The organism is Maribacter ulvicola (assembly GCF_900155985.1).
Taxonomy (GTDB): Bacteria; Bacteroidota; Bacteroidia; order Flavobacteriales; family Flavobacteriaceae; genus Maribacter; species Maribacter ulvicola.
The window spans coordinates 1,974,089-1,994,830 of sequence record NZ_FTMA01000001.1; the positions used below are offsets into that span (position 1 = coordinate 1,974,089).

Genomic DNA, 20,742 nt, shown 5'->3' on the forward strand with positions numbered 1-20,742 from the left:
ATATAAGACGATGATTACAATAAGAGCAGAATAGTTTCAATTTTAATAATGGAATACTTACAATTATATACTGTATTGTTTTAATATTTATTTAGAGCACAAATGGTTTTTCCATTTATAACTGGTCATGAAAATAAAAAAAGTATTTTGGTAAAGCTGCTGTTCATAGCATGATTGGCGAGCAAGCACTACAAAACGAACTCATGCCGTTGGTTCTAAATTATTTTTAAAAGATGTTATTTTGATTATTGAGTAACTAGTTCAAATCTCCATAGATTGTAGTTGATTTGGCAAAAAAAATAAGGAGCACCATTTATACTTTTTGTTTTTATGAAGTCAACCCCTCTTGTTACCAAAGCGTATCTTTGTGTTAGATTTTATAGGTGTTGAGCAAAATACAAGATTATATCACTACTTCTTTTAAAGAATTGCTACAGTTTCTTGGTAGTACTAATTTTTCTAAATCGGTACTGACTATGATTGCAGTGATTACACCATTGGCAATTGGTATTTATACAGGGTATACAGAAATAGGTGTAGCCCTTTGTTTTGGTGCTTTTTGGTGTAACCCAAGTGATGTAAACGGTAGTCTTAAGCATAAGGTATATGGTATTTTGTTCTCGGCGGCCTTGGTCATGGTGGTTAGTTTTATTGGTGGTTATGTTCATTATTCGCCCTGGCTTTCTTTAGTAATTTTAGGGGTGACCAGCTTTGCTATTTCCTTGATATCATCTTATGGATTTAGGGCGTCGCTTATTAGTTTTTCAGGATTACTGGCGCTGATATTAAGCTTTGCCCATACGCCTGATAAGTTAAGAATTTATGAGTATTCTTTGTTGGTGGGGCTTGGCGGACTATGGTATTTGGCAGTGTCTCTTCTATGGTATAAGATAAACCCTAAAGGTCAGACCGAAGAGATTTTATATGAAACCATAGCGCGTACAGGTAAGTTGATGAAGAAACGCGGAAAGCTTATTGATGAACTTTCTAATAGAAAAAAACTGCTAAAAAGTTTATTCTTAATGCAGAGCGAATTGACGGAGCAGCATGAAACACTTCGTGAGATTCTTATACTTTCGCGTAAAAATTCTGGTAGGTCGGTTTATAATGGTAAGCGTGTGCTGGTCCTTGTGCAGCTTATAGAGATGTTAGAGACCGCTGGTGCCAACCCGGTGAATTATACGAAAATGGATCGGCAGTTTCAAATGTACCCAGAATTTACAAAACTATTTCAGAATCTTATTTTTGAAATGGCAAGACAATTACAGACCATTGCTGAAATTGGTAACAAACCAAACAAAATTCCGAAGCACGAAACGCTAAATTCTCATTTTAAAGAAATACGCATAAAATTGCAAGACCTCAGTGAGGTAAAAGAGGCAAAGGCATATGAGGCATATATTATGTTTCAGAATTTTTTGGAATATCAAGAAAAGCAATTTGATAAACTTAAGCGTATAAAATGGTTATTAAGTGATCATGATGTGGCATCAGAAGAGTTTATTGATAAAGAGATCTTAAAACGATTCTTGATTTCTCAAGATTATAGTCCGCGTATCTTATTAAGAAATTTAAGCTTTAGGTCTACCATTTTTAGACATTCGTTACGTATGGCGGTTACCTTAATGATTGGTTTTGTACTAGGTAATTTATTTGCTTTTCAGAATCCGTATTGGATTCTGTTAACCATTATTTTAATCATGAGACCTAATTATGGTCTCACGAAAACACGCTCAAAAGACAGAACAATTGGTACTATTATTGGCGGTGTCATTGCCACGGTTATTGTTTATTTAGTGCAAGATGTATATGTATACGCAACGTTGGCATTGATTTCGTTTGTGATAGCACTTTCAATGCTGCAGAAAAATTACAAGGCATCTGCCATATACGTAACGCTTAGTATTGTATTTATTTACGGCATCTTACAACCAGATGTAATGGCAGTAATTCAATATCGCATTATAGATACGCTTTTAGGCGCGGGATTGTCCTACTTAGGATTTCTATTTCTATGGCCCAGCTGGAGTTTTCAAGAAATACGAAAAGATGTTACCAAGAGTGTTGAAGCAAATAAAGTGTACCTGGCTAAAATTGCAGATTTTTATATTCATAAAGGCAGCGTACCTACAAGTTACCGACTGGCACGTAAAAGTGCATTTTTAGAGACTTCAAACTTAAGCTCGGCTTTTCAGCGAATGACCCAAGAACCACATTCGAAACAGAAGAACTTGAATAAAATTTATGAGTTGGTAGAACTGAACCATAACTTTTTATCTTCCCTGGCCTCATTAAGTATTTATATACAACACCATACCACCACAGAAGCTTCTGAGCGGTTTAATGGTATTGTTCATAAGATCGATGAAAACCTTTCTTTTGTGCTGAAATCTCTTGCGGATGTTGGACAGAATGATGAAAAATTGAATTTAGATGAGGTGATTTCGTTTGAAGAGCAATTACCGAAATTTGAATCTGAGAATGTAAATTTAGGCGATACAGATAATGTCAGGTTAAAACGAAACCATCAAGAAGAACAACTTATATGGGAGCAATTACGTTGGCTCTACTCCTTAAGTTCTACGATGTTGAAACTAACATCTAGTATGTGATAAAATTTTTAGTTATGCTTTTTAAAAATTACACTTAACTTTCTAGCATTAATTCTTGAAGCTTCTCAAAGAATAAGCCCACATGCAAGCCGTCCATTAAGCCATGGTGTACGTGTACAGATACGGACATCATTTGTTTGGCATCTACGGTTATCATTTTTCCAAAACTAATTTTGGGGCAACTGTCTTGAAAATCATAATGTCTGGCATGTGAAATTGAAGTAAAGTCTACCCATGGAAGGGATGAAAAATGAATGACGTCTACGCCAGTTAATGCTGGCATTAAGCTATTAGATGCTTTAACTTCTTTTATTCTTGGTGCTGCCAATGTGCAGAACTTGTGAAAATCAGAATTGTAATCAAGGTAAGAAAACCCAAAAGTACCATTTTCACGACCAATTGTTGGAGACGCATTTATGGTGTCATATTCATACACTTTTCCGTTGTCTATTCGGTACCTAAAATTATCAATACTATTAGCAGCTACAAGTGTTTTATGTAGATAATATAAAAAGAAGGAATACGATTTTGATTTAGACGTGTTAAAGGCTATAGAACAATCAATCTTGGCGGTAATACCAAGGAAGGGTTCGCTAAATTGAGAGTAAAATTCAAAATGATCTTTTCTGTTCCATTCGTCTAAATTTACTTCTTTTCGCATGCTAGTTTTTTAATAATTAATAAAGAGTATGCTACTAAATTACAACGCAGAAGCCTAAATATGCTTACTTATTTTAAGTTTAAATTTGTTGTATTCTAGAATAATAATATCAAGACAGCCTATTTTGAAAGCAAGATGTGGGTTCGCTCAATAAATTAATGCGATAACGGCGAGATAGAAAACGATGAAGCTATAAAGAAGAAATCCAACAACTGTATAAAGCGTATTTTTATGATAGTTGTATCAGGTTGATCAATGAGTGACGTTGACAACAACGCTGTAGCTAAAGCTCAACTAGATAGTATATATCAATTTGTAAGAGTAGAGTACATTGGATACTAGGTCCTTCATAGCATTGTGGCTCATATTTGAATGCAGTACTTTTAATGGTGCAAAAAAGTGAGACGAGAAAAAAAATACTATTTTTCTTCTCGTTGTATTAAAGTAGATACTCATGAGTGTTGCCCCAGTTTTGTTACTATTAATTTTCTTACTAATGATGTATCAATAGCCTAATTACTTAATAGGTATGCATTGTATATAGTTATGATTATGGACAGGTTAATCTTTAGAGCTATGGATACTGTTAAACTCTATACTTTTAGTTTCTAGATAAGTCCATATTTCTGTCATATTTCTTGAGTGGGATAATGCATTAAAATCAGGTTGAGAAAGACAGTAGGTAAGAAACCCGTTCACATTAGACTCCGGAATGTCAAAATTTTCTGCTATTGTTTGTATTGAAAATTTATTAATAATTTCTTTTTCTAAAGCCATGTTTTGGTCACGCTCTACCATCTCCTCTAATGATTTTGTTCTGCCAGAAAATTTGTTCATTATTTTGTGGGTATTAATTACTACGGTAAAAGCAGTATACCCAAGAATTTCAAATACCTTACCGTATTCATCTGTTGTTGCTAGCTTAACGTACTTTCCTCTATCAGCTTCTTGGAGTAATCTTTGGTTTTGGGACATTTTGGTAACACCTGCATTTTGTAGCCCTAAGGAATATGATGTAACGGTAGGTTCAATGTGTAGCCTATTAATGTCTCTATCAATATCTCCAGTTAAATTATAAGGGGTAACGGTAACTTCAGTTAAATCAATGACATTATCAAGAAGTTGAATAGTTAGTAAACTACCATTCATGTGAGATTCGTTTACTGTGATTACTTTAGGTAGGTATTGCACTGCAGTAATACGTATCGTATCTTTTAACTTCACCTTTATTGCAAATAAACCTAAGGAATCTGTTATGGTAGATTTATTAGAATTTAGATTAACTATTAATATATTGGAAACATCATTTTTAGTATTTGAAACTTTACCTTTTATTAGGGTAGAATTGTTTTGACCAAACCCTAAAAGTGAGGCTAGTACTGTTATCAACAAGAATATTAGGAGCTTTGGCAATGATAGGTTTTGAGCTAAAACTACTATGTCTTTATTTAAAAAATGAAAAGATTAAGTTAAATGTAGTGTGTTTATTATGAAAGTGTTATGGTTGTTTGTTATAGCTTGATTGATACAATTTTCAGCAAAATCCAATAGAGCTAATAGCATTAAAATAGATTAGGAGAACAAAAGACAACTTGTTATGAGGTAGCTACTGGTACAGGTATTTCATATACCTGTAATTGAAAATAGGGTAGGGCAGCTAGTAGGTGATCAAAAATATCTGCCATTACATACTCATAATTCTCCCATCTTTTGTCAGCACTAAATGCATACACTTCTAACGGAATACCCTGCGGTGTTGGTGCTAATTGACGTACCATTAAGGTCATATTTTTATTTACGGCAGAATGGCTTTGCAGATAGTCGTTTACGTATTTTCTAAAAACTCCTATATTGGTTAAGTTCCTTCCATTTAGAGCTAGGTCTTTATTGATGTTATTAGCTGTATTGTAGGTGTTAATCTGTTCTGATCGTGAAATTAAATACGGCTGTATCAATTGTATTTTTTGAAATTCCTCTACATCGGCATCCGATAGAAAACGAATGCTATTTTGACTAATGATCAAGGCACGCTTCATACGTCTTCCGCCAGATTCTTGCATGCCACGCCAGTTCTGAAAAGAATCAGAAATTAATGCATAGGTAGGTATGGTGGTAATGGTCTTATCAAAATTCTGAACCTTTACCGTTGCTAACGAAATTTCAATAACATCGCCATCTGCACCAAATTTATCAAAACTGATCCAATCACCAATGCGTACCATATCATTAATGCTCACTTGTATACTGGCAACTAGACCTAGAATAGAATCTTTAAAGATTAATAGAATAACGGCTGATCCTGCCCCAAGGGCAGTAAAAAATTTCCAAACTTGTATTTCTGTAATAATCGCAAAAATGGTAAAAATACCTACCACCCAAGCGAAAATCATAAATACCTGTATATAACTGCCCATGGGTTTATCTCTAAACCTTGGTTTGGTCTTTAAATAGTCATTAATGCTTGTAAATACACTTTTAACTATATACAGGGTAAGAATAACAAACAGTACATTTAAAAATTTTAAAACTATTTTTTCTGCATAGTCAAATCCTATAAACGCAAAAGGCACGAGTTCAACCATGATGCTCAAGGGTATGATATGTGCTATATATCTAGGCACCCTATTGGCAACCAGAAAGTTATCAAAATTAGTTTTAGATTTTCGAGCAATTCTTACTGATACCGACCGTAATATTTTCCAAATGATAAGATCTAAAGAATAAGCTAAAAGCAAAGCGATGACAAATAAAATAGCAAGGTTTGCGTATGCTGCCACATTATCGCTCAGTCCGGTTTCTGTAAGATAATTGTATAAAATTCTGTGAAAATCGTCGTTCATGGTTGCTATTCATTTTAACGGTACAAAGGTACGATTTGCAACAACCAGTAACGACGATTTTGTGTATAATTACCCTATTTGGCATGTAAAGCCAATACAGGTACATTTGCAAAATACCCTAATTTACTTAGCGAAATTTTAACAAAACCAAGACGTTCCCAAAATGATGGTTTTCTATCTATATAACTGATCATGTTAGATTTCCTGATCTCTACGAAACAGCTTAAGGCAGTAGCCATTTTTACATTTCGTAGCGAATTAAACTTATGCGCTACGTCTTTAAGCTGACTACGAATCAATACTTTATTTCTCTTTTGTGAGAAACTTAATTTATGAGGTTGTGTTAAACTCAATACTTGTATGCTTGCATTGCTAAGTTTGGCAATTTCAACCAAATATCTAATCTCAGAGACTTTGATCTTAGAATTGAAATTAGTAGTCAATACAATTTCTTTAGGATGATTAAAATCTACCTTTGTTGGCACAACTAAAATGGGGCATTGTCTAATTTCTTTTAAAAGACCTAAGGTTTGTTTACCGTAGGTTTCTTCTTTTTGGTTTGTTATGCCCTTTGCTCCCATAACAATCATTTTAAAGCGCAGCTCTTTATTTAACTCTTTTACTGCATTACATAATAACGCAGGTTTAGATACCACATGAAATTGGTGATTGTCATTGTGCTGCAGTTTAGATAATTGTACCAGTATATCGCCTAGACCTTGTTCCGATCTCAACTTACACATTTTATTGAATGCTTGATCCGGATCTAATAAAGTTAAACTATCTAAACCATGGGTTTCCTTAGAATAGGTGTGCAAAATATAAAATATGCATTTTTTTTCTTCAAATAGTTTTATGGCGTACTGTATGGCATTCCATGAGTTCTTTGAAAAATCTGTTGGTAATAATATTCTATTTTCCATGATAATATGTTTTAGACGGTTTGGTTTGGCTCGTAATGGTTGTTTCTATTTCACTTAGCTTCTCGCATTTATTAATATTTGTGACAATACTTTTAGTTTAAGGTTCCTGTAATTTTTTATGAACGTCAAGTATGCATCTCTTTTCTTTTCATGATGACTTAGATAATAGGCATCACATGCTACAGTATCGCATTCAATGGCCTTGCTTACCACATTATCATATCTATATAGTGTTGCAAGTATTAGTGCATTTTCTCTACGTGTACCATGTAGCTCTTGGTATAATTTAGAGTTTTGTATAATGCTATCTTCAATATCCAAATAGAATTCAATTTCTTTATTTAGAAACTCTAATTCATCTGTCCAGCTATTAATTTCTAACCGATCTTTTTTCATCATTATTCTTTTATCAGATTCATGCGGATAAAAATGCTTGGATGTTATCATAGTACCATATTAATATTTATATGCTCATTCTCCTGTTCTACTTTTTCTATGGTTAGTTTTTGTTCTCCCGATGGAAATTCCCAAATAATGGCATCACCTTGGCTATAACCAATAACAGCTGCACCCATAGGGGTGAGAATAGATATTTTATCATTTTTAATATCGCTGTCGTTGGGCATTACCAGTTTAAACTTTTTCTTCCACCCGTTTTCTGAAACGATCGTGACTGTGGAGTTGAACCGTATAACATCTTCGTACATGTCTGATGCATCGCAGATGATGGCAGTCTCTAATTCACCGACCAATTTTTGTACAGATTTACGTAATGTATCATCTTTATAGTAGCCCGATAGGTTCATGAACCTTTTAAGTACCACGTATTCTTTCTTTTCAATAACTAGATTGCCGTACTTCATTTTCTATTATTTATTTCGATTTAAGTTTAAAAACATAGTTCATTGCCATTTTAAGCGCGGCCAGGAACATTAGCTAGCTTATTTCAAATAATTTCGACCACGCCTATTGTGGCAGTAATTACTACTTAGTTTTAAACCGTTATCATTAATTATTACTTTTATTATTTATCATGGAAAAATACCACGTTGCACATAAGCTTCCTCTAAGCGTTCAATGGCAATTATAAATGCTGCCGTACGCATATCTACTTTTCTTTTCTGCGAAGTTTCTAAAACGGTTGTAAAAGACTCTTTCATCTTTTTCTCTAACTTGACCATCACTTCGTCTAAAGACCATATTTCACCATTCCGGTTTTGTAACCATTCAAAATAACTACCTATTACTCCGCCAGAGTTACAAAGTATATCCGGTATAATGTCAATACCTTTTTTCAATAGTATTTCTTCAGCATCTACATCTGTAGGTCCATTGGCACCTTCGGCAATTAAATATGCTTTTATCTTGTGGGCATTTTTAGCAGTAATTTGATTACCTAATGCTGCGGGGATACAGATATCGCAGTCTAATGAAAAGAAATCTTTACTATCTATTGTTCTTGCATTTGCAAACCCAAGTATACTGCCTTTGTTACTTTTTGTATAGGCAAGTAATTGATCTACAGCTATACCTTCTTCATTTACAATACACCCATATGCATCTTGTACCGCGGTTAAAATTGCGCCTTCGTTTACCAAAAAATAGGACGCCCAATACCCAACGTTACCAAAGCCTTGTACAATGAATTTTTTATCCTTTAAATCTACGTTATGACTTTCTGCCCAGAATTTAATGGTTAAGAACACTCCATAACCTGTTGCCCTATCTCTACCTTTAGATCCGCCGGCACCTATAGGTTTTCCTGTAACTACATGCATATTGGTTGATCGTTCTGCCGGAGATTTTGTTGACATATACGTATCAAGAATCCAAGCCATGGTCTGCGGGTTGGTATTTACATCTGGTGCAGGAATATCTAATTCAGGGCCAATGTTATCTCCTAATGCGTAAGTGAATCTTCTGGTTATGCGCTCTAATTCAGAATTAGAATATTTATTTGGGTCTAATTGAATTCCGCCTTTGGCACCGCCGTAGGGTAAACCGGCCAAAGAGGTTTTCCAGGTCATCCACATTGCCAATGCCTTTGCGGCATCTATATCAACAGTTGCGTGGTAACGTAGTCCGCCCTTATAGGGTCCAAGCGAATTATTATGCTGAACACGGTAACCTGTAAAAATTTCAACTTCACCATTATCCATCCGTACAGGAAAATGAACAACAATCTCATTATTGGTCACCTCTAGTATTTTTCTAATATTGGTATTTAAGTCAATTATGTCTGCGGCATTATCAAATTGACGCATTACATTTTCTAGCATGCCTTGTTTGGGCGCATTTTTAGATGCTACTTTTGCTATCATTCTATTTAGTTTAAGACTAATTCTCTATTTAATTTATTACTTGACATTTCATTAGATATCACCATTGTAGGTTCCTGGGTTTTATCTAGAAAATGGACATATTCGCTACACGCGTAAATGCTCTTTTTATTTCTTGTTATAGAGCAATAGGATACATGGGTGCAGGTTGAGCATATGCTCTGCATATAATTTATCATCGAGCTCATATTAAGATGTATTAGTTGTTCTTATAATTTTCCGCTATTCTATGACGGGCTGTTTTGTTTTTATTGTATTAAAAGTGATTGCTGTTAGGGCTTAATCAATAAATATTAAGAATATAAACGTTAGTTAAGACATGAGTAAACTACTCCTTAAAGCTGTGGCTCTTGCCTGTATTGATCAAGATGTGTTTCTTTAATGATATTTAATTGTTCATATTTATCTTTCAAAAGCCAGTGTATATTTAGTCTTCTAACTTTAATGTTAGGTCTGTCTATAGTTAGCTTTACGCTATCTAAAGATGTTTAGTGCTTTTTTGAAATTTAGTTCATTGATTATAATAAAACAGGTGTGCAATTGTGGTGAACCCTTTTGTTTAGTTAGCCTAGTAACTGGTTTAGAGATAGCCCTTAGCATTTTTTTTATGAAATCCACTTGGTTATTTCTAAATAAATCAGCCAATTTATATATAGAGGCCAAGTGGATTGTCAATCAACTAAAAATAAAATTATAGTGCTTGTAATTCGCCCGAGTTTATGGCGTCTTTATAGTCTGCTGTAACTACAGTATGGCTGCCAAAAAAACGATGACCGTCATTGCGTTTTATTTTAATTTGTGTTGTTCCGTCCTTTAATTCCTTTACGGCCGTAACCACAACTTCTTCACCTTGAACTTGCTTATAATTGGCAATGCCACCACGTTTAATAATAAAGTTTACTCTTGGAAAATCTACATGCTTGTATGTATTGGTCTCTGGTTTTCCTATTTCAAAAATATCACCAACACTTACTTCCGTTTGTGCAACAGTGTTGTCTTGAGCGTTTAACATACTTACTGAAAATAATAGGGTAATTGCGTATTTTAACATAACTGAATAATTTAGAATTAATGAATTTTTACTTTTTTAATTTCTTCAGTAGCGTTTTTGCTGGTTGAGTTTGGTTGAGTGACTTTTGTTATTTTCAATGAAATGAGATCTCCTGGTAGTCCATATGAAATTTTGTCTCCTACGGCACGGCCAATTACTGAAGCACCTAAACTGCTGACGACAGAAATTTTATTCATTTTAATATCAACTTCATTCGGTGATACTATTTTAAATTTTTGACGAATACCAGAAGCTCCACTTACTTCTATAATAGAATTTAAAGTGATAATATCTAACGGGATATCCTCTGCATTTAAACACATGGCAATAATCATGTTTTGATCAAGAATTTCTAACACATTTTTATGTGCATAATCTTCTAAAGTGACATTGTGTTCTTTAAATTTTTTTACCATCAAGAATTCACTTTTTTCAAAAACAAGACTACCGTATTTCATCTGTTACTTTTTAAATGATACCACTTACTATTTGTAATTTTCTAATAGTTTTCTATTTGTGGTCTATAAAGCAATTGATATGCCACTTAAAAAGAATATGCTAAATAATTTTGTAAATAGTTGATTGTCAGGTATAAAAGGTAGTTTATATTCTACGTTTATTGTTTGTAGTGGGGAGAAATTACCCGGGAGGGGAGAAATTACCCGAATTTATTTTAATTTTTCACGTAAAGTTTTGCGGTCTATTCCAAGAATTTCCGCTGCTCTTGTTTTATTTCCTTTTGTATGGGCTAAAACGCGTTGTATGTATTCTTTTTCTATGTCAATAAGTGGTCTTAATCCATTATCGGAAAATTCAATTTGGTACTTTAAAAAGTCTGGTAAATCTTTTACTTCTATACTACCATCTGCCATAATAACGGCTCTTTGAATAATATTTTCCAGTTCTCTAATATTTCCGGGCCAATTATAGCGTTCAAGAACTTTAAGTGCTTCTGGAGATATACGTAATAATCTGTCTTTAAATTCTATGCCGTACTTACGTAGAAACTTCTCTGTTAAAATAGCAATATCAGATTTACGTTCCCTTAATGGGGGAACATTGATTTCTACTACCGTTAGTCTATAGAACAGGTCCTCTCTAAAGGTGTTGTTCTTTATTTCATTTCTTAAATTGGCATTAGTAGCTGCAATGATTCTAATATCTACTTTTTCAATTTTTTGTGAACCTACCCTAGTAATTTCTTTCTCTTGTAATGCTCGTAGCAATTTTGTCTGTACGGCTAAGGAAGCGGTCCCTATTTCATCTAAAAATAGTGTACCACCTTTTGCAGCTTGAAAAAATCCATTTCTATTTTCGGTGGCTCCTGTAAAGGCGCCTTTCATGTATCCGAATAGTTCTGCTTCTTGAAGATTTTCTGGAATTGCAGCGCAGTTGACGGCAATGAAAGGTTCTCTGGAAAACTTACCTGAATAATGAATTGCCCTGGCAACTAACTCTTTACCTGTGCCACTTTCACCAGTAACTATAACGGTAGCTTTATTGTCTTTTACCCGCTCAATAATGTTCGTTACCTTTTTAAAAGCTTCCGATTCACCAACCATATCCGAATACGGATATTTATCAGATGTTGTAGGAGTACTTTTTGTCTTTTTACGAAAAGTATTTTGTGTTAATGCTTTTTCAATTGCCTCTTTTAATTCAGCTTTAGTGAAGGGTTTTGTCAAGTAATCCGTTGCTCCAGATTTTATGACTTCCAAAGTAGCTTCTATAGATGGGTAACCGGTAACCACTAATTTAGGTATCTCCGGGTAATGTTCATTGGCGAATTTTAATAATTGTAGCCCATCAATTTCCGGCATTTGTATATCGGTAATGATCAAGTCAATAAACGTATCTTTAAGTATAAATAAAGCTTCCTTTACAGAAACAGCTTTGTAAGTATGGTAGTCCATAGCTTGTAAGTGTCTTTGCAAAAGCTCTAGAATATCAATATCATCATCTACTATTAGAATATTCTCTTTGCGCAAATTCATCTATTACTGTTTTGGGAAATTCACGGTAAAGATAGTTCCTTTAGGGGTATTCTTGGTGTGTTCTATAGAGCCTTTGTGACTGGTAATTATTCCGTGAACTACACTAAGTCCTAAGCCAGAGCCTTCTCCTATAGGTTTGGTAGTAAAAAAGGGTTCAAATACTTTATCTTCCAATTCTGCAGGTATGCCCTTGCCATGGTCAGCAATTTTCAATAACACAAAACCATCGGTTTCTAAAACTTTAACAGTGATAATGCCATTTTCGGGCGAGTAATATATGGCATTCATTATTAAATTGAAAAGTACTTGGGTCAACTGTACGGTGTCTCCCCTAAGTTCAATACGTTCATTTTCAAAGGTACTAACAAGTTTAATTTTTTTATTACGTAAAGACGGTCCTAGAAGTTTTATGACGCCAGTAACAATAGGTATTAATTTAACTGTTTTCATTTCTTGTGGCATCTCACAAGCAAAAAACATAAGTTTTTTAACGATTTCTCTACTAAATATGGCACTGTCCATTATTTTTTTTAAATCTCTAACAGTTTCTTGATCGGTAACTTTATCTGTTAATAGTTCAGAAAAACCAAGAATGTTGGCAAGGGGAGTGTTTAGTTCATGTGCAATGCCTGCGGTAATTTCACCGAGAATATGTAAACGGTCCGTGCGCTCCATTTTTCTTCTGGTTATGGCCTCACTGTCTCTAATTTGTTTACGTTCAATAAGATTACCAATATCTAAGGCTACGTTATTCAGTAAGGTCTGTTCTTCAACTAAAAAATCGTCATGTGTATATTGGTTTGGTGGGTAACCAACAATTACTTCGCCTTCTATTTTATTAAATACTTTAATCTTAGAAATTAAGGTTACCATATTGTGCTTAAAATCATCGGTCTGTACTTGATATTCGTTTACTTTTAAATAAGCTTCGGTTACATTTTCAAATTGCCATGCTCTTTTAAGACAATAAACGATTGCTTCAAGTGATGCGTCTAATTGGTCATAATCAGAATTTACTATAATTGAAGTCACCTCATATAGACAAGTGAGCTCTTTAACACGCTCTTTTAGTTTATCCTTGGTCGTCGTCATATCAATTTTATTTTGCACCTAAAGTTCAGCAATATTTATTGAAAAAGATAGGGTCAATAACGAATCTTACTAAATATCGGCTAAGCCAATACGGAGGTCATGGCTATAAATAATAGATTAGGAAGTGAGAATATTTTTTTTGACAGCACTAAAGAAAGGTGCTTTGTAAGTTTTAAATGATAAAGGTAATCAACAACTGTTCGGTTAATCAGCGTAACTTTTGCTATATGTAATTTCAAAATAGCTTTCTGCATACTTTAATAAAACAAAAAAACCTCCAAATAATAAATACTTGAAGGTTTAAAAGTGACCGGGCTGGGGCTCGAACCCAGGACCCTCTCCTTAAAAGGGAGATGCTCTACCAACTGAGCTACCAGGTCAAAAAATCTTAAGAACATCAACGTTAATTACTTATAAAATAAGTTTGAACGCTTAAATAAAAAAAGCCTCTTTTTTTGTCAAGAGGCTACTATTTATTGGTGACCGGGCTGGGGCTCGAACCCAGGACCCTCTCCTTAAAAGGGAGATGCTCTACCAACTGAGCTACCAGGTCAAAAGCATTTTCAGAAGTACTATTCCCTCAATGCGGGTGCAAATATAAGTCGATTACTTTATTTTACAAACCCTTTTTTAAATAAATTTATTTTTTTTTGAAAAGGGTTTTATTTAGTTCAATTTTGTACAAATGAAAAACGTGAAAATAGTATTGTTAGGATATATGGGTAGTGGTAAATCTACTGTAGGTAGAATAGTGTCTAACCATTTGAATGTTAAATTTTTAGATTTAGATGATTATATTGAAGAAGGAGAGGGAATGTCCATAGCTTCCATTTTTGAGACCAAAGGAGAAATCTATTTTAGAAAAAAAGAAATAGAATATCTCAATAAAATTTTTTCAAATGAAGACAGCTTTGTGCTTTCTTTAGGTGGTGGTACGCCTTGTTTTGGTTCTAATATGGACTTTATAAATGAGAAAACTGCTCATTCTTTCTATTTGAACGTGGGTATAAGTGAACTTTTTGATCGCCTTAGAAAAGAGAAAAGTCATCGGCCTATGATTTCTCATTTAAAAGATGAAGAACTGACCGAATTTATAGGTAAGCATTTATTTGAAAGAAGCTACTTTTACAATCAAGCACATCAAAAGATAAAAAGTAATAATAATACACCAACAGAGATCGCTGAAATGATAGTGAATAAGCTAGTCTAAATACACTCTGTCATTTTTAGTTTCAAAATGAACGTTTACGTGTTCTTGTAATGAAGTAGATAAGGAAATTCCCTTGTAATCTGCTTTTACCGGATACTTCTTGTGGTTTCTGTTTACCAGAACAGCAGTTTTTAGTTGCTTTAATGGTGTTTTTAGAAAATGATGAACACCATATATTAAAGTGGTGCCAGAGTTTAAAACATCATCTACGATAACTACAGACTTATTAATGAACTCATTATTGGGCAATGAAGTAGTAACTCCACTAGTCAGTGGGTTTTTCTTGTCCATGGATAATTTGCATAGCACAATTTTTGCTACTGTAATTTTTTTAAGCTTAGCCACAATTTTCTTGGCAAATGCTAGTCCGCCGCCATCTATGCCGGCAATAATGATTTCTTCTTCATAAACATTTGCTTCATAAATTTGATACGCAATTCGTTCTATTTTATGCTGGATCTGCTGATGTGTAAGTATGGTCTGTTGCATGTATTGTTCTTAAAACATTAAAGATAGTTATGTTTTTAAAAGATTTGATCAATCTTTAACTTCTTTACTATTATTACCGGGTTCAACGGTATTGTCCTTATCTGAATTTGGCGAGCTATCTAAAAAGTCATCTATATCCCGTCTATCCTTTTTTGTAGGTCTGCCAATTCCCTTTTTACGATAGTAGTCTTTAGAATATTGTAAAAGCTCATTATGTTCAAAGGCTTCTTTAGGTGTTGTATCCTTTCTGTATATATCAACTAATTTGGCGCCAACACGACTTGGTGGTATATCAAGAACTGTAAGTTTATAATCAATTTGATTTTTACGAACTATGATTTCATCCATCGGAAAAACTTCTTTTCCCGGTTTTGCGGTAATACCGTTAATTTTTATATGTCCTTTTTTACATGCCGTAGATGCAATGTTTCTGGTTTTAAAATATCGTATACTCCACAAGAATTTATCTATACGCATTATAGGTTGCATTTCTTTGTTAACTTCCAAACAAAAATAAGGGAAAATTGTATCTTGCGCGTTCAAAATAAATTATTGATGAAATTGAAAAATGCCTATTTGCTAATAGCTGGTTTACTGGTAATAAGTTCATGTAAAAATGATGACGATACTATTGGTGAAGTTGTGCCGCCAAGGTTATTGAGTGAAGTTACTGTAGAGGATGATGCGGAAATCGTAGAATTTTTAAAGACTCATTTCTATAATAAAGAAGAGTTTGATGCACCACCTGAAGGCTTCGATTTTAAAATAAGGTTCGATACTATTGCTGGTGAAAACAGTTCAAAACAATCACTTTTTGATAGTCCTAAATTAATAACCCAATCAATTACCGTTGATTCTGAAGATTTCGGATTAGATGACGGGGAAAAGATTTCGCTAAAACTCTATTTGCTAATAGCACAACAAGGTGTTGGCGGACAGCCAACTATTGGAGATAATTCATTTATACAATATGAAGGGTTATTGTTAGACGGAAATCTTTTTGATGCTTCAGCTAATCAACCAGCCAGGTTTTATTTAGGAGAACCTGGATTGAGAGTAGGTTTTGCACAAGCAGTTTTAAAACTGAAAACAGGTTTAGGTCCAATAGAAAATGGGGATGGCACTGTTAGCTACACAGACTTTGGTGTAGCAGCAGTTTTTATGCCATCTGGTTTAGCATATTTTAACCAAACTGTAAGTTCAATACCTGCTTACTCTCCACTTGTTTTTAAATTGCAAGCATTAGGTTATGAGGCAAATACAGATATTGATGGTGATGGTATTCCTTCTATCTTAGAAGATTTGGATGGTGACGGAGATTTAAATAACGATAATACTGATACTGAATTAGAAGCCATTAATGGTAAAATTCCTAATCATTTTGATAATGACGATGATGGTGATGGTATTTTAACAATTGATGAGATTGAATTAGATGCCGATGGTAAATTTGTTGGTTTCTTAGATACCGATGGTGATGGTACCCCCGATCATCTAGATAATGATTTGTAACCAAGTATTTATAAGCATAAAAAAACCTCTTAAGTATCCTTAAGAGGTTTTTTGTTTCTTGCAATTTTATTTACAACATTAAAGACAAGCTTAGTATCAATTGATCTGGTCTTGTATCTATTCTACTTGGACCTAAATTTGTAATGTTGGTATTAATAAAGGAAGCTTCATTATCACTGAATCCTCTTTCATATCGTAAATCTATTCCTAATTTACCCAGACTAACTCCGGCACCGATATTCAACCCAACTGAAAAATCATTTTCAACATCATCAATTGTAACACCATCAAATTCGGTGTCTAAAATATATTGAAATGACGGACCTGCAAAAACATGTAAGGGTCCTATGACTTTAACACCTAAAAGTACAGGTACATCTAACTTGCTCATGTCAAAATCAGCATTGTCATAATCAGATTTCGTTTTGGTATACACCAGTTCTGGTCTTAAATATACTTTTGATAATCCAATTTTTCCAAAAATACCTAAATGGTAACCTACATTTCTATCTGGATTTCTAGCAGCTTCACCGGCAGACTCAAAGTAATCTCCGTTTGCATTGTAGTTTAATCCCCCTTTAATACCAAAGCCAGAGTCACTCTGTGACATTCCATAAAATCCAGAGAGCGCCATAAAGGCGACTAAAATTGTTTTTTTCATATTCATTGTTGTTTTGAGAGAAACTGATATCAAATACAATACCAATAGTTCCATATTCTATTTATACCATCAAAACGGACGTAAAATAGCTTTATTGTTTAAAGGTGCCTTTTGGGCTAATTTCAGTTTTATGAAGTCAATTGGTTTAAATGATGGTTTAGCTGTTTCATAACATCTTTACCTTTTATTAAGTTTTTCCCACAGACAGTTCATTATATTTGCAGCTAGATATAGAAAGTTTGAAGTTTACACTACACAATACAGATTTACAGTCAAAGGCTAGGGCAGGGACTATTGTAACTGATCATGGTACTATTGAAACTCCAATTTTTATGCCAGTGGGCACGGTAGCCTCTGTAAAAGGAGTGCACCAAAAAGAATTAAGGGAAGAGGTGAATCCAGATATTATTCTTGGTAATACCTATCATCTGTTTCTTAGACCTAAAACAGAGATTTTAAAAAAAGCTGGCGGACTCCATAAATTTATGGGGTGGGATAGAAATATTCTTACTGATAGTGGTGGCTACCAAGTATATTCTTTATCCGGCAATAGAAAGATTAAGGAAGAAGGGGTTAAATTTAAATCGCACATAGATGGATCTATGCATTTATTTACACCAGAGAACGTAATGGAAATTCAGCGTGTGATCGGCGCAGATATCATCATGGCTTTTGATGAATGTACGCCTTATCCGTGTGAGTATAATTATGCCAAACGATCCATGCATATGACGCATAGGTGGTTAGATAGATGTATTAATCATTTGGAAAAAACACCTTTTGAGTATGATTATGCACAAACATTTTTTCCTATTGTACAAGGGTCTACCTATAAAGATTTAAGAAGACAATCTGCAGAGTACATAGCAAATGCTGGAGCTGAGGGTAATGCCATTGGTGGATTATCTGTTGGTGAGCCTGCTGAAGAAATGTATGGCATGACAGAGGTGGTATGTGAAATTTTACCAGAAGACAAACCAAGGTACCTAATGGGTGTTGGTACACCTATTAATATATTGGAGAATATAGCTCTTGGTATAGATATGTTTGACTGTGTAATGCCTACAAGAAACGCAAGAAATGGAATGTTGTTTACGGCGCATGGTACCATAAATATTAAAAATAAAAAGTGGGAAGATGATTTTTCTCCTATAGACGAAATGGGAACTACCTTTGTAGACCGTGAGTATTCTAAGGCGTATTTAAGACATTTATTTGCGGCCAATGAATATCTAGGTAAACAAATAGCTACAATTCACAACTTAGGTTTTTACATGTGGTTGGTAAGAGAAGCACGTAAACATATTATTGCAGGAGATTTTAGGCCATGGAAAGACACCATGGTAAAACAAATGGATAAAAGGCTATAATGCTATCAATAATAGATAAATACATTCTAAAACGGTATTTGGCGACTTTTTCGCTAATGCTTTTGTTGTTCATTCCCATAGGTATTATGGTGAATTTGGCGGAGCAGATCGGTAAAATGATCGATAATGAGGCGCCCCTGAATGAGATAGTTATGTATTATGTAAATTTTACGATTTACATTGGCAATCTATTATTTCCAATTTTTCTATTCTTGTCTGTAATATTCTTCACTTCTAAACTTGCTAACAATACAGAGATTGTTGCCATTTTAAGTTCAGGGGTTTCTTATGGGAGATTTTTAAGACCTTACATTATTGGGGCTACCATGGTGGCAATTTTAATGTTCTTTATGACTATGTTCATTGTACCTAACGCTAGCGTGGGCTTCAATGAATTTAAATACAAATACCTAAAAAAGGGCAAGCAGGACAGGGTTACCAATAATATCTTCAATCAGCTGAACGAAACCGATTTTATTTATGTCAGTAGTTTTGATCCGGCTAGGCAGCTAGGTCATAATTTTACATTTGAGCGGTTTAAGGAAAATAATGAATTAGATTTTAAAATATCAGCAGCTAATATAAGATGGGTAGATAAAGATTCTAGTTACCGTTTAACTTCCTATAAAAAGCGAACGGTTATAGGTGATACGGCCATATTGGAAAGTAAACGAAGGTTAGATACTATTTTTGCCTTTGATATAGGCGATCTTACCCCCGTGTCATACGTTGCAGAAACAAAGAACCTTTTTGAATTGGATACTTTTATTAAGGACCAAAGAAGAAAGGGAGCTTCTAATATTAATACCTATGTATTGGTAAAATATAAGCGTTGGGCTTTGCCGTTAACAGCTTTTATTTTAACTATTATTGCTGTATCGGTTTCTTCGGTTAAGCGGCGTGGCGGTATGGGGGCCAACTTGGCATTCGGTATTTTAATAGCTTTTATATTTATATTTTTTGATAAGGTTTTTGGTGTACTGGCAGAGCAATCGGGGTTTTCTCCTTTGCTTGCTGTTATTATACCTAATGTAGTTTTTGGATGTCTGGCATTTTATCTACTTCAAAATGCAAAACGATAGAGTACTCAATTTACTACACCTACATTTCATTGTTTTCATTTGGGGCTTCACGGCCGTTTTAGGAAAGTTGATCTCTATAGATTCGCTACCCTTGGTATGGATCAGAATGGGTATGGCAACTATTTTTATAGCCGTGTATATTTTCATTGCGAAATTCAGCTTAAAAGTTTCAAAGAAAACATTTTTGTGGTTGTTAGGTGGGGGAGTAGTTGTTGCTCTGCATTGGGTAACGTTCTTCTTGGCAATAAAAGTTTCTACCGTGTCGGTGGCATTGGCCATGATGTCTACAGGTGCTTTTTTTACAGCTTTAATGGAGCCTTTTTGGTATAAACGTAAAATAATAGGATACGAGATTTTTTTCGGTGTAATGGTCATAGCTGGACTCTATTTAATATTTAAAGTAGAAACGGAGTATGTCTATGGAATGGTCATCGCATTGATTTCTGCATTTTTGGCAGCAGTCTTTTCGTTGATAAACGGTAAACTGGTTCAGAATCATAAACCATCGGTAATCTCTTTTTATGAACTAGGTGTAGGCATGGTTTTCTTATCTGTTGTCTTAATGTTTAAGGGCGATTTTAATATTGCATTACTAACATTGCCGCAATTAGATTGGATGTACTTAGTAGTGTTAGCGCTTATCTGCACGGCTTATGCTTTTATAGCATCGGTAAAGATCATGCGTGTTTTAACGCCGTATACGGTAATGCTAACTACAAATTTAGAGCCAGTGTACGGTATTCTGTTAGCTTGGTTGATATTTGGTTCTGAAGAAAAAATGAAGCCTATGTTTTATGTGGGAGCCTTAATCATACTCAGTACGGTCATTGCCAACGGTATTTTAAAACAAAGAGCAAATATTAAAAAAAGGGTACCCAAGATTTAGGTATTAAAGTTTTATCTTTG

Annotated in this window: 20 protein-coding genes and 2 tRNA genes; 6 read left to right on the forward strand and 16 right to left on the reverse strand. The window is 34.2% G+C overall.

Annotation, left to right across the window (positions count from 1 at the left end; translation table 11 throughout):
* The first annotated feature begins 386 nt into the window (after positions 1-386).
* Positions 387-2,612 carry an FUSC family protein gene (locus BW936_RS08470; RefSeq protein WP_076548001.1) on the forward strand — a complete coding sequence of 742 codons (2,226 nt, stop codon included), beginning with the start codon at positions 387-389 and terminating at the stop codon, positions 2,610-2,612.
* A gap of 34 nt (positions 2,613-2,646) precedes the next feature.
* Here the strand turns inward: BW936_RS08470 and BW936_RS08475 are convergent, their stop codons facing one another.
* From BW936_RS08475 to BW936_RS08545, 13 genes are all read right to left on the reverse strand, one after another.
* Positions 2,647-3,273, reverse strand: coding sequence for a chloramphenicol acetyltransferase (locus BW936_RS08475; RefSeq protein WP_076547889.1), 627 nt, complete (start codon positions 3,271-3,273; stop codon positions 2,647-2,649).
* A gap of 561 nt (positions 3,274-3,834) precedes the next feature.
* A complete protein-coding gene (locus BW936_RS08480) occupies positions 3,835-4,662 on the reverse strand; it encodes a hypothetical protein (protein WP_076547890.1) in 828 nt (275 codons plus the stop codon).
* A 206-nt stretch (positions 4,663-4,868) separates the two neighbouring features.
* Positions 4,869-6,113: a mechanosensitive ion channel family protein gene (locus tag BW936_RS08485; RefSeq protein WP_076547891.1), complete on the reverse strand. Its 1,245-nt coding sequence runs from the start codon at positions 6,111-6,113 to the stop codon at positions 4,869-4,871.
* A gap of 74 nt (positions 6,114-6,187) precedes the next feature.
* On the reverse strand, positions 6,188-7,036 hold the full coding sequence (locus BW936_RS08490) for a universal stress protein (protein WP_076547892.1): 849 nt from the start codon (positions 7,034-7,036) through the stop codon (positions 6,188-6,190).
* Positions 7,037-7,090: 54 nt separating this feature from the next.
* A complete protein-coding gene (locus tag BW936_RS08495) occupies positions 7,091-7,483 on the reverse strand; it encodes a hypothetical protein (protein ID WP_076547893.1) in 393 nt (130 codons plus the stop codon).
* The gene (locus BW936_RS08500; protein ID WP_076547894.1) at positions 7,480-7,899 is read right to left on the reverse strand and encodes a GreA/GreB family elongation factor; all 420 of its coding nucleotides are present in this window, start codon (positions 7,897-7,899) and stop codon (positions 7,480-7,482) included. Before BW936_RS08500 ends, BW936_RS08495 begins: the two co-directional genes overlap by 4 nt.
* A gap of 168 nt (positions 7,900-8,067) precedes the next feature.
* Positions 8,068-9,357 carry a Glu/Leu/Phe/Val family dehydrogenase gene (locus BW936_RS08505; RefSeq protein WP_076547895.1) on the reverse strand — a complete coding sequence of 430 codons (1,290 nt, stop codon included), beginning with the start codon at positions 9,355-9,357 and terminating at the stop codon, positions 8,068-8,070.
* Between the two features lie 709 nt (positions 9,358-10,066).
* Positions 10,067-10,426: a hypothetical protein gene (locus tag BW936_RS08520; RefSeq protein ID WP_076547898.1), complete on the reverse strand. Its 360-nt coding sequence runs from the start codon at positions 10,424-10,426 to the stop codon at positions 10,067-10,069.
* 17 nt (positions 10,427-10,443) lie between these two features.
* Entirely contained in the window at positions 10,444-10,884 is a 441-nt protein-coding gene (locus tag BW936_RS08525) for a GreA/GreB family elongation factor (RefSeq protein ID WP_076547899.1), read from the reverse strand.
* Between the two features lie 210 nt (positions 10,885-11,094).
* Positions 11,095-12,420, reverse strand: coding sequence for a sigma-54-dependent transcriptional regulator (locus tag BW936_RS08530; protein WP_076547900.1), 1,326 nt, complete (start codon positions 12,418-12,420; stop codon positions 11,095-11,097).
* A gap of 3 nt (positions 12,421-12,423) precedes the next feature.
* Positions 12,424-13,512, reverse strand: coding sequence for a sensor histidine kinase (locus tag BW936_RS08535; protein ID WP_076547901.1), 1,089 nt, complete (start codon positions 13,510-13,512; stop codon positions 12,424-12,426).
* A 307-nt stretch (positions 13,513-13,819) separates the two neighbouring features.
* Positions 13,820-13,892: transfer RNA gene (locus BW936_RS08540), tRNA-Lys, on the reverse strand.
* Positions 13,893-13,989: 97 nt separating this feature from the next.
* Positions 13,990-14,065, reverse strand: a tRNA-Lys gene (locus BW936_RS08545).
* A 141-nt stretch (positions 14,066-14,206) separates the two neighbouring features.
* Here BW936_RS08545 and BW936_RS08550 point away from each other — a divergent pair.
* Positions 14,207-14,722, forward strand: coding sequence for a shikimate kinase (locus tag BW936_RS08550; protein WP_076548002.1), 516 nt, complete (start codon positions 14,207-14,209; stop codon positions 14,720-14,722).
* Here the strand turns inward: BW936_RS08550 and BW936_RS08555 are convergent.
* A complete protein-coding gene (locus tag BW936_RS08555) occupies positions 14,714-15,211 on the reverse strand; it encodes a phosphoribosyltransferase family protein (protein ID WP_076547902.1) in 498 nt (165 codons plus the stop codon). The genes BW936_RS08550 and BW936_RS08555 overlap by 9 nt on opposite strands.
* Before the next feature lie 48 nt (positions 15,212-15,259).
* Positions 15,260-15,688, reverse strand: a complete 429-nt coding sequence (locus BW936_RS08560; RefSeq protein WP_076548003.1) for an RNA-binding S4 domain-containing protein — start codon at positions 15,686-15,688, stop codon at positions 15,260-15,262.
* A gap of 78 nt (positions 15,689-15,766) precedes the next feature.
* On the opposite strand from BW936_RS08560, the gene BW936_RS08565 reads away from it, so the two are divergent.
* Positions 15,767-16,723, forward strand: a complete 957-nt coding sequence (locus tag BW936_RS08565; RefSeq protein WP_076547903.1) for an FKBP-type peptidyl-prolyl cis-trans isomerase — start codon at positions 15,767-15,769, stop codon at positions 16,721-16,723.
* Positions 16,724-16,793: 70 nt separating this feature from the next.
* On the opposite strand, the gene BW936_RS08570 is transcribed toward BW936_RS08565, so the two are convergent.
* Entirely contained in the window at positions 16,794-17,384 is a 591-nt protein-coding gene (locus BW936_RS08570) for a porin family protein (RefSeq protein WP_076548004.1), read from the reverse strand.
* Between the two features lie 239 nt (positions 17,385-17,623).
* Here BW936_RS08570 and tgt point away from each other — a divergent pair, with 239 nt between their 5' ends.
* Genes tgt through BW936_RS08585 form a run of 3 tightly spaced genes read left to right on the forward strand, consistent with a single transcriptional unit; the run spans position 17,624 to position 20,722 of the window.
* Positions 17,624-18,754 carry a tRNA guanosine(34) transglycosylase Tgt gene (gene tgt, locus BW936_RS08575; protein ID WP_076548005.1) on the forward strand — a complete coding sequence of 377 codons (1,131 nt, stop codon included), beginning with the start codon at positions 17,624-17,626 and terminating at the stop codon, positions 18,752-18,754.
* Positions 18,754-19,836, forward strand: a complete 1,083-nt coding sequence (locus tag BW936_RS08580) for an LptF/LptG family permease (RefSeq protein WP_076547904.1) — start codon at positions 18,754-18,756, stop codon at positions 19,834-19,836. The genes tgt and BW936_RS08580 overlap by 1 nt, the downstream gene beginning before the upstream one ends.
* Positions 19,823-20,722: a DMT family transporter gene (locus BW936_RS08585; RefSeq protein WP_076547905.1), complete on the forward strand. Its 900-nt coding sequence runs from the start codon at positions 19,823-19,825 to the stop codon at positions 20,720-20,722. Before BW936_RS08580 ends, BW936_RS08585 begins: the two co-directional genes overlap by 14 nt.
* Positions 20,723-20,742 lie beyond the last annotated feature (20 nt).

Bases quoted from the DNA above. Each gene is read 5' to 3' on its own strand.
- BW936_RS08490 (WP_076547892.1), bottom strand. From the start codon at position 7,036: ATGGAAAATAGAATATTATTACCAACAGATTTTTCAAAGAACTCATGG.
- BW936_RS08500 (WP_076547894.1), bottom strand. From the start codon at position 7,899: ATGAAGTACGGCAATCTAGTTATTGAAAAGAAAGAATACGTGGTACTT.
- BW936_RS08505 (WP_076547895.1), bottom strand. From the start codon at position 9,357: ATGATAGCAAAAGTAGCATCTAAAAATGCGCCCAAACAAGGCATGCTA.
- BW936_RS08475 (WP_076547889.1), bottom strand. From the start codon at position 3,273: ATGCGAAAAGAAGTAAATTTAGACGAATGGAACAGAAAAGATCATTTT.
- BW936_RS08495 (WP_076547893.1), bottom strand. From the start codon at position 7,483: ATGATAACATCCAAGCATTTTTATCCGCATGAATCTGATAAAAGAATA.
- BW936_RS08530 (WP_076547900.1), bottom strand. From the start codon at position 12,420: ATGAATTTGCGCAAAGAGAATATTCTAATAGTAGATGATGATATTGAT.
- BW936_RS08555 (WP_076547902.1), bottom strand. From the start codon at position 15,211: ATGCAACAGACCATACTTACACATCAGCAGATCCAGCATAAAATAGAA.
- BW936_RS08560 (WP_076548003.1), bottom strand. From the start codon at position 15,688: ATGCGTATAGATAAATTCTTGTGGAGTATACGATATTTTAAAACCAGA.
- BW936_RS08485 (WP_076547891.1), bottom strand. From the start codon at position 6,113: ATGAACGACGATTTTCACAGAATTTTATACAATTATCTTACAGAAACC.
- BW936_RS08525 (WP_076547899.1), bottom strand. From the start codon at position 10,884: ATGAAATACGGTAGTCTTGTTTTTGAAAAAAGTGAATTCTTGATGGTA.
- BW936_RS08565 (WP_076547903.1), top strand. From the start codon at position 15,767: ATGAAATTGAAAAATGCCTATTTGCTAATAGCTGGTTTACTGGTAATA.
- BW936_RS08520 (WP_076547898.1), bottom strand. From the start codon at position 10,426: ATGTTAAAATACGCAATTACCCTATTATTTTCAGTAAGTATGTTAAAC.
- BW936_RS08585 (WP_076547905.1), top strand. From the start codon at position 19,823: ATGCAAAACGATAGAGTACTCAATTTACTACACCTACATTTCATTGTT.
- BW936_RS08535 (WP_076547901.1), bottom strand. From the start codon at position 13,512: ATGACGACGACCAAGGATAAACTAAAAGAGCGTGTTAAAGAGCTCACT.
- BW936_RS08580 (WP_076547904.1), top strand. From the start codon at position 18,754: ATGCTATCAATAATAGATAAATACATTCTAAAACGGTATTTGGCGACT.
- BW936_RS08570 (WP_076548004.1), bottom strand. From the start codon at position 17,384: ATGAAAAAAACAATTTTAGTCGCCTTTATGGCGCTCTCTGGATTTTAT.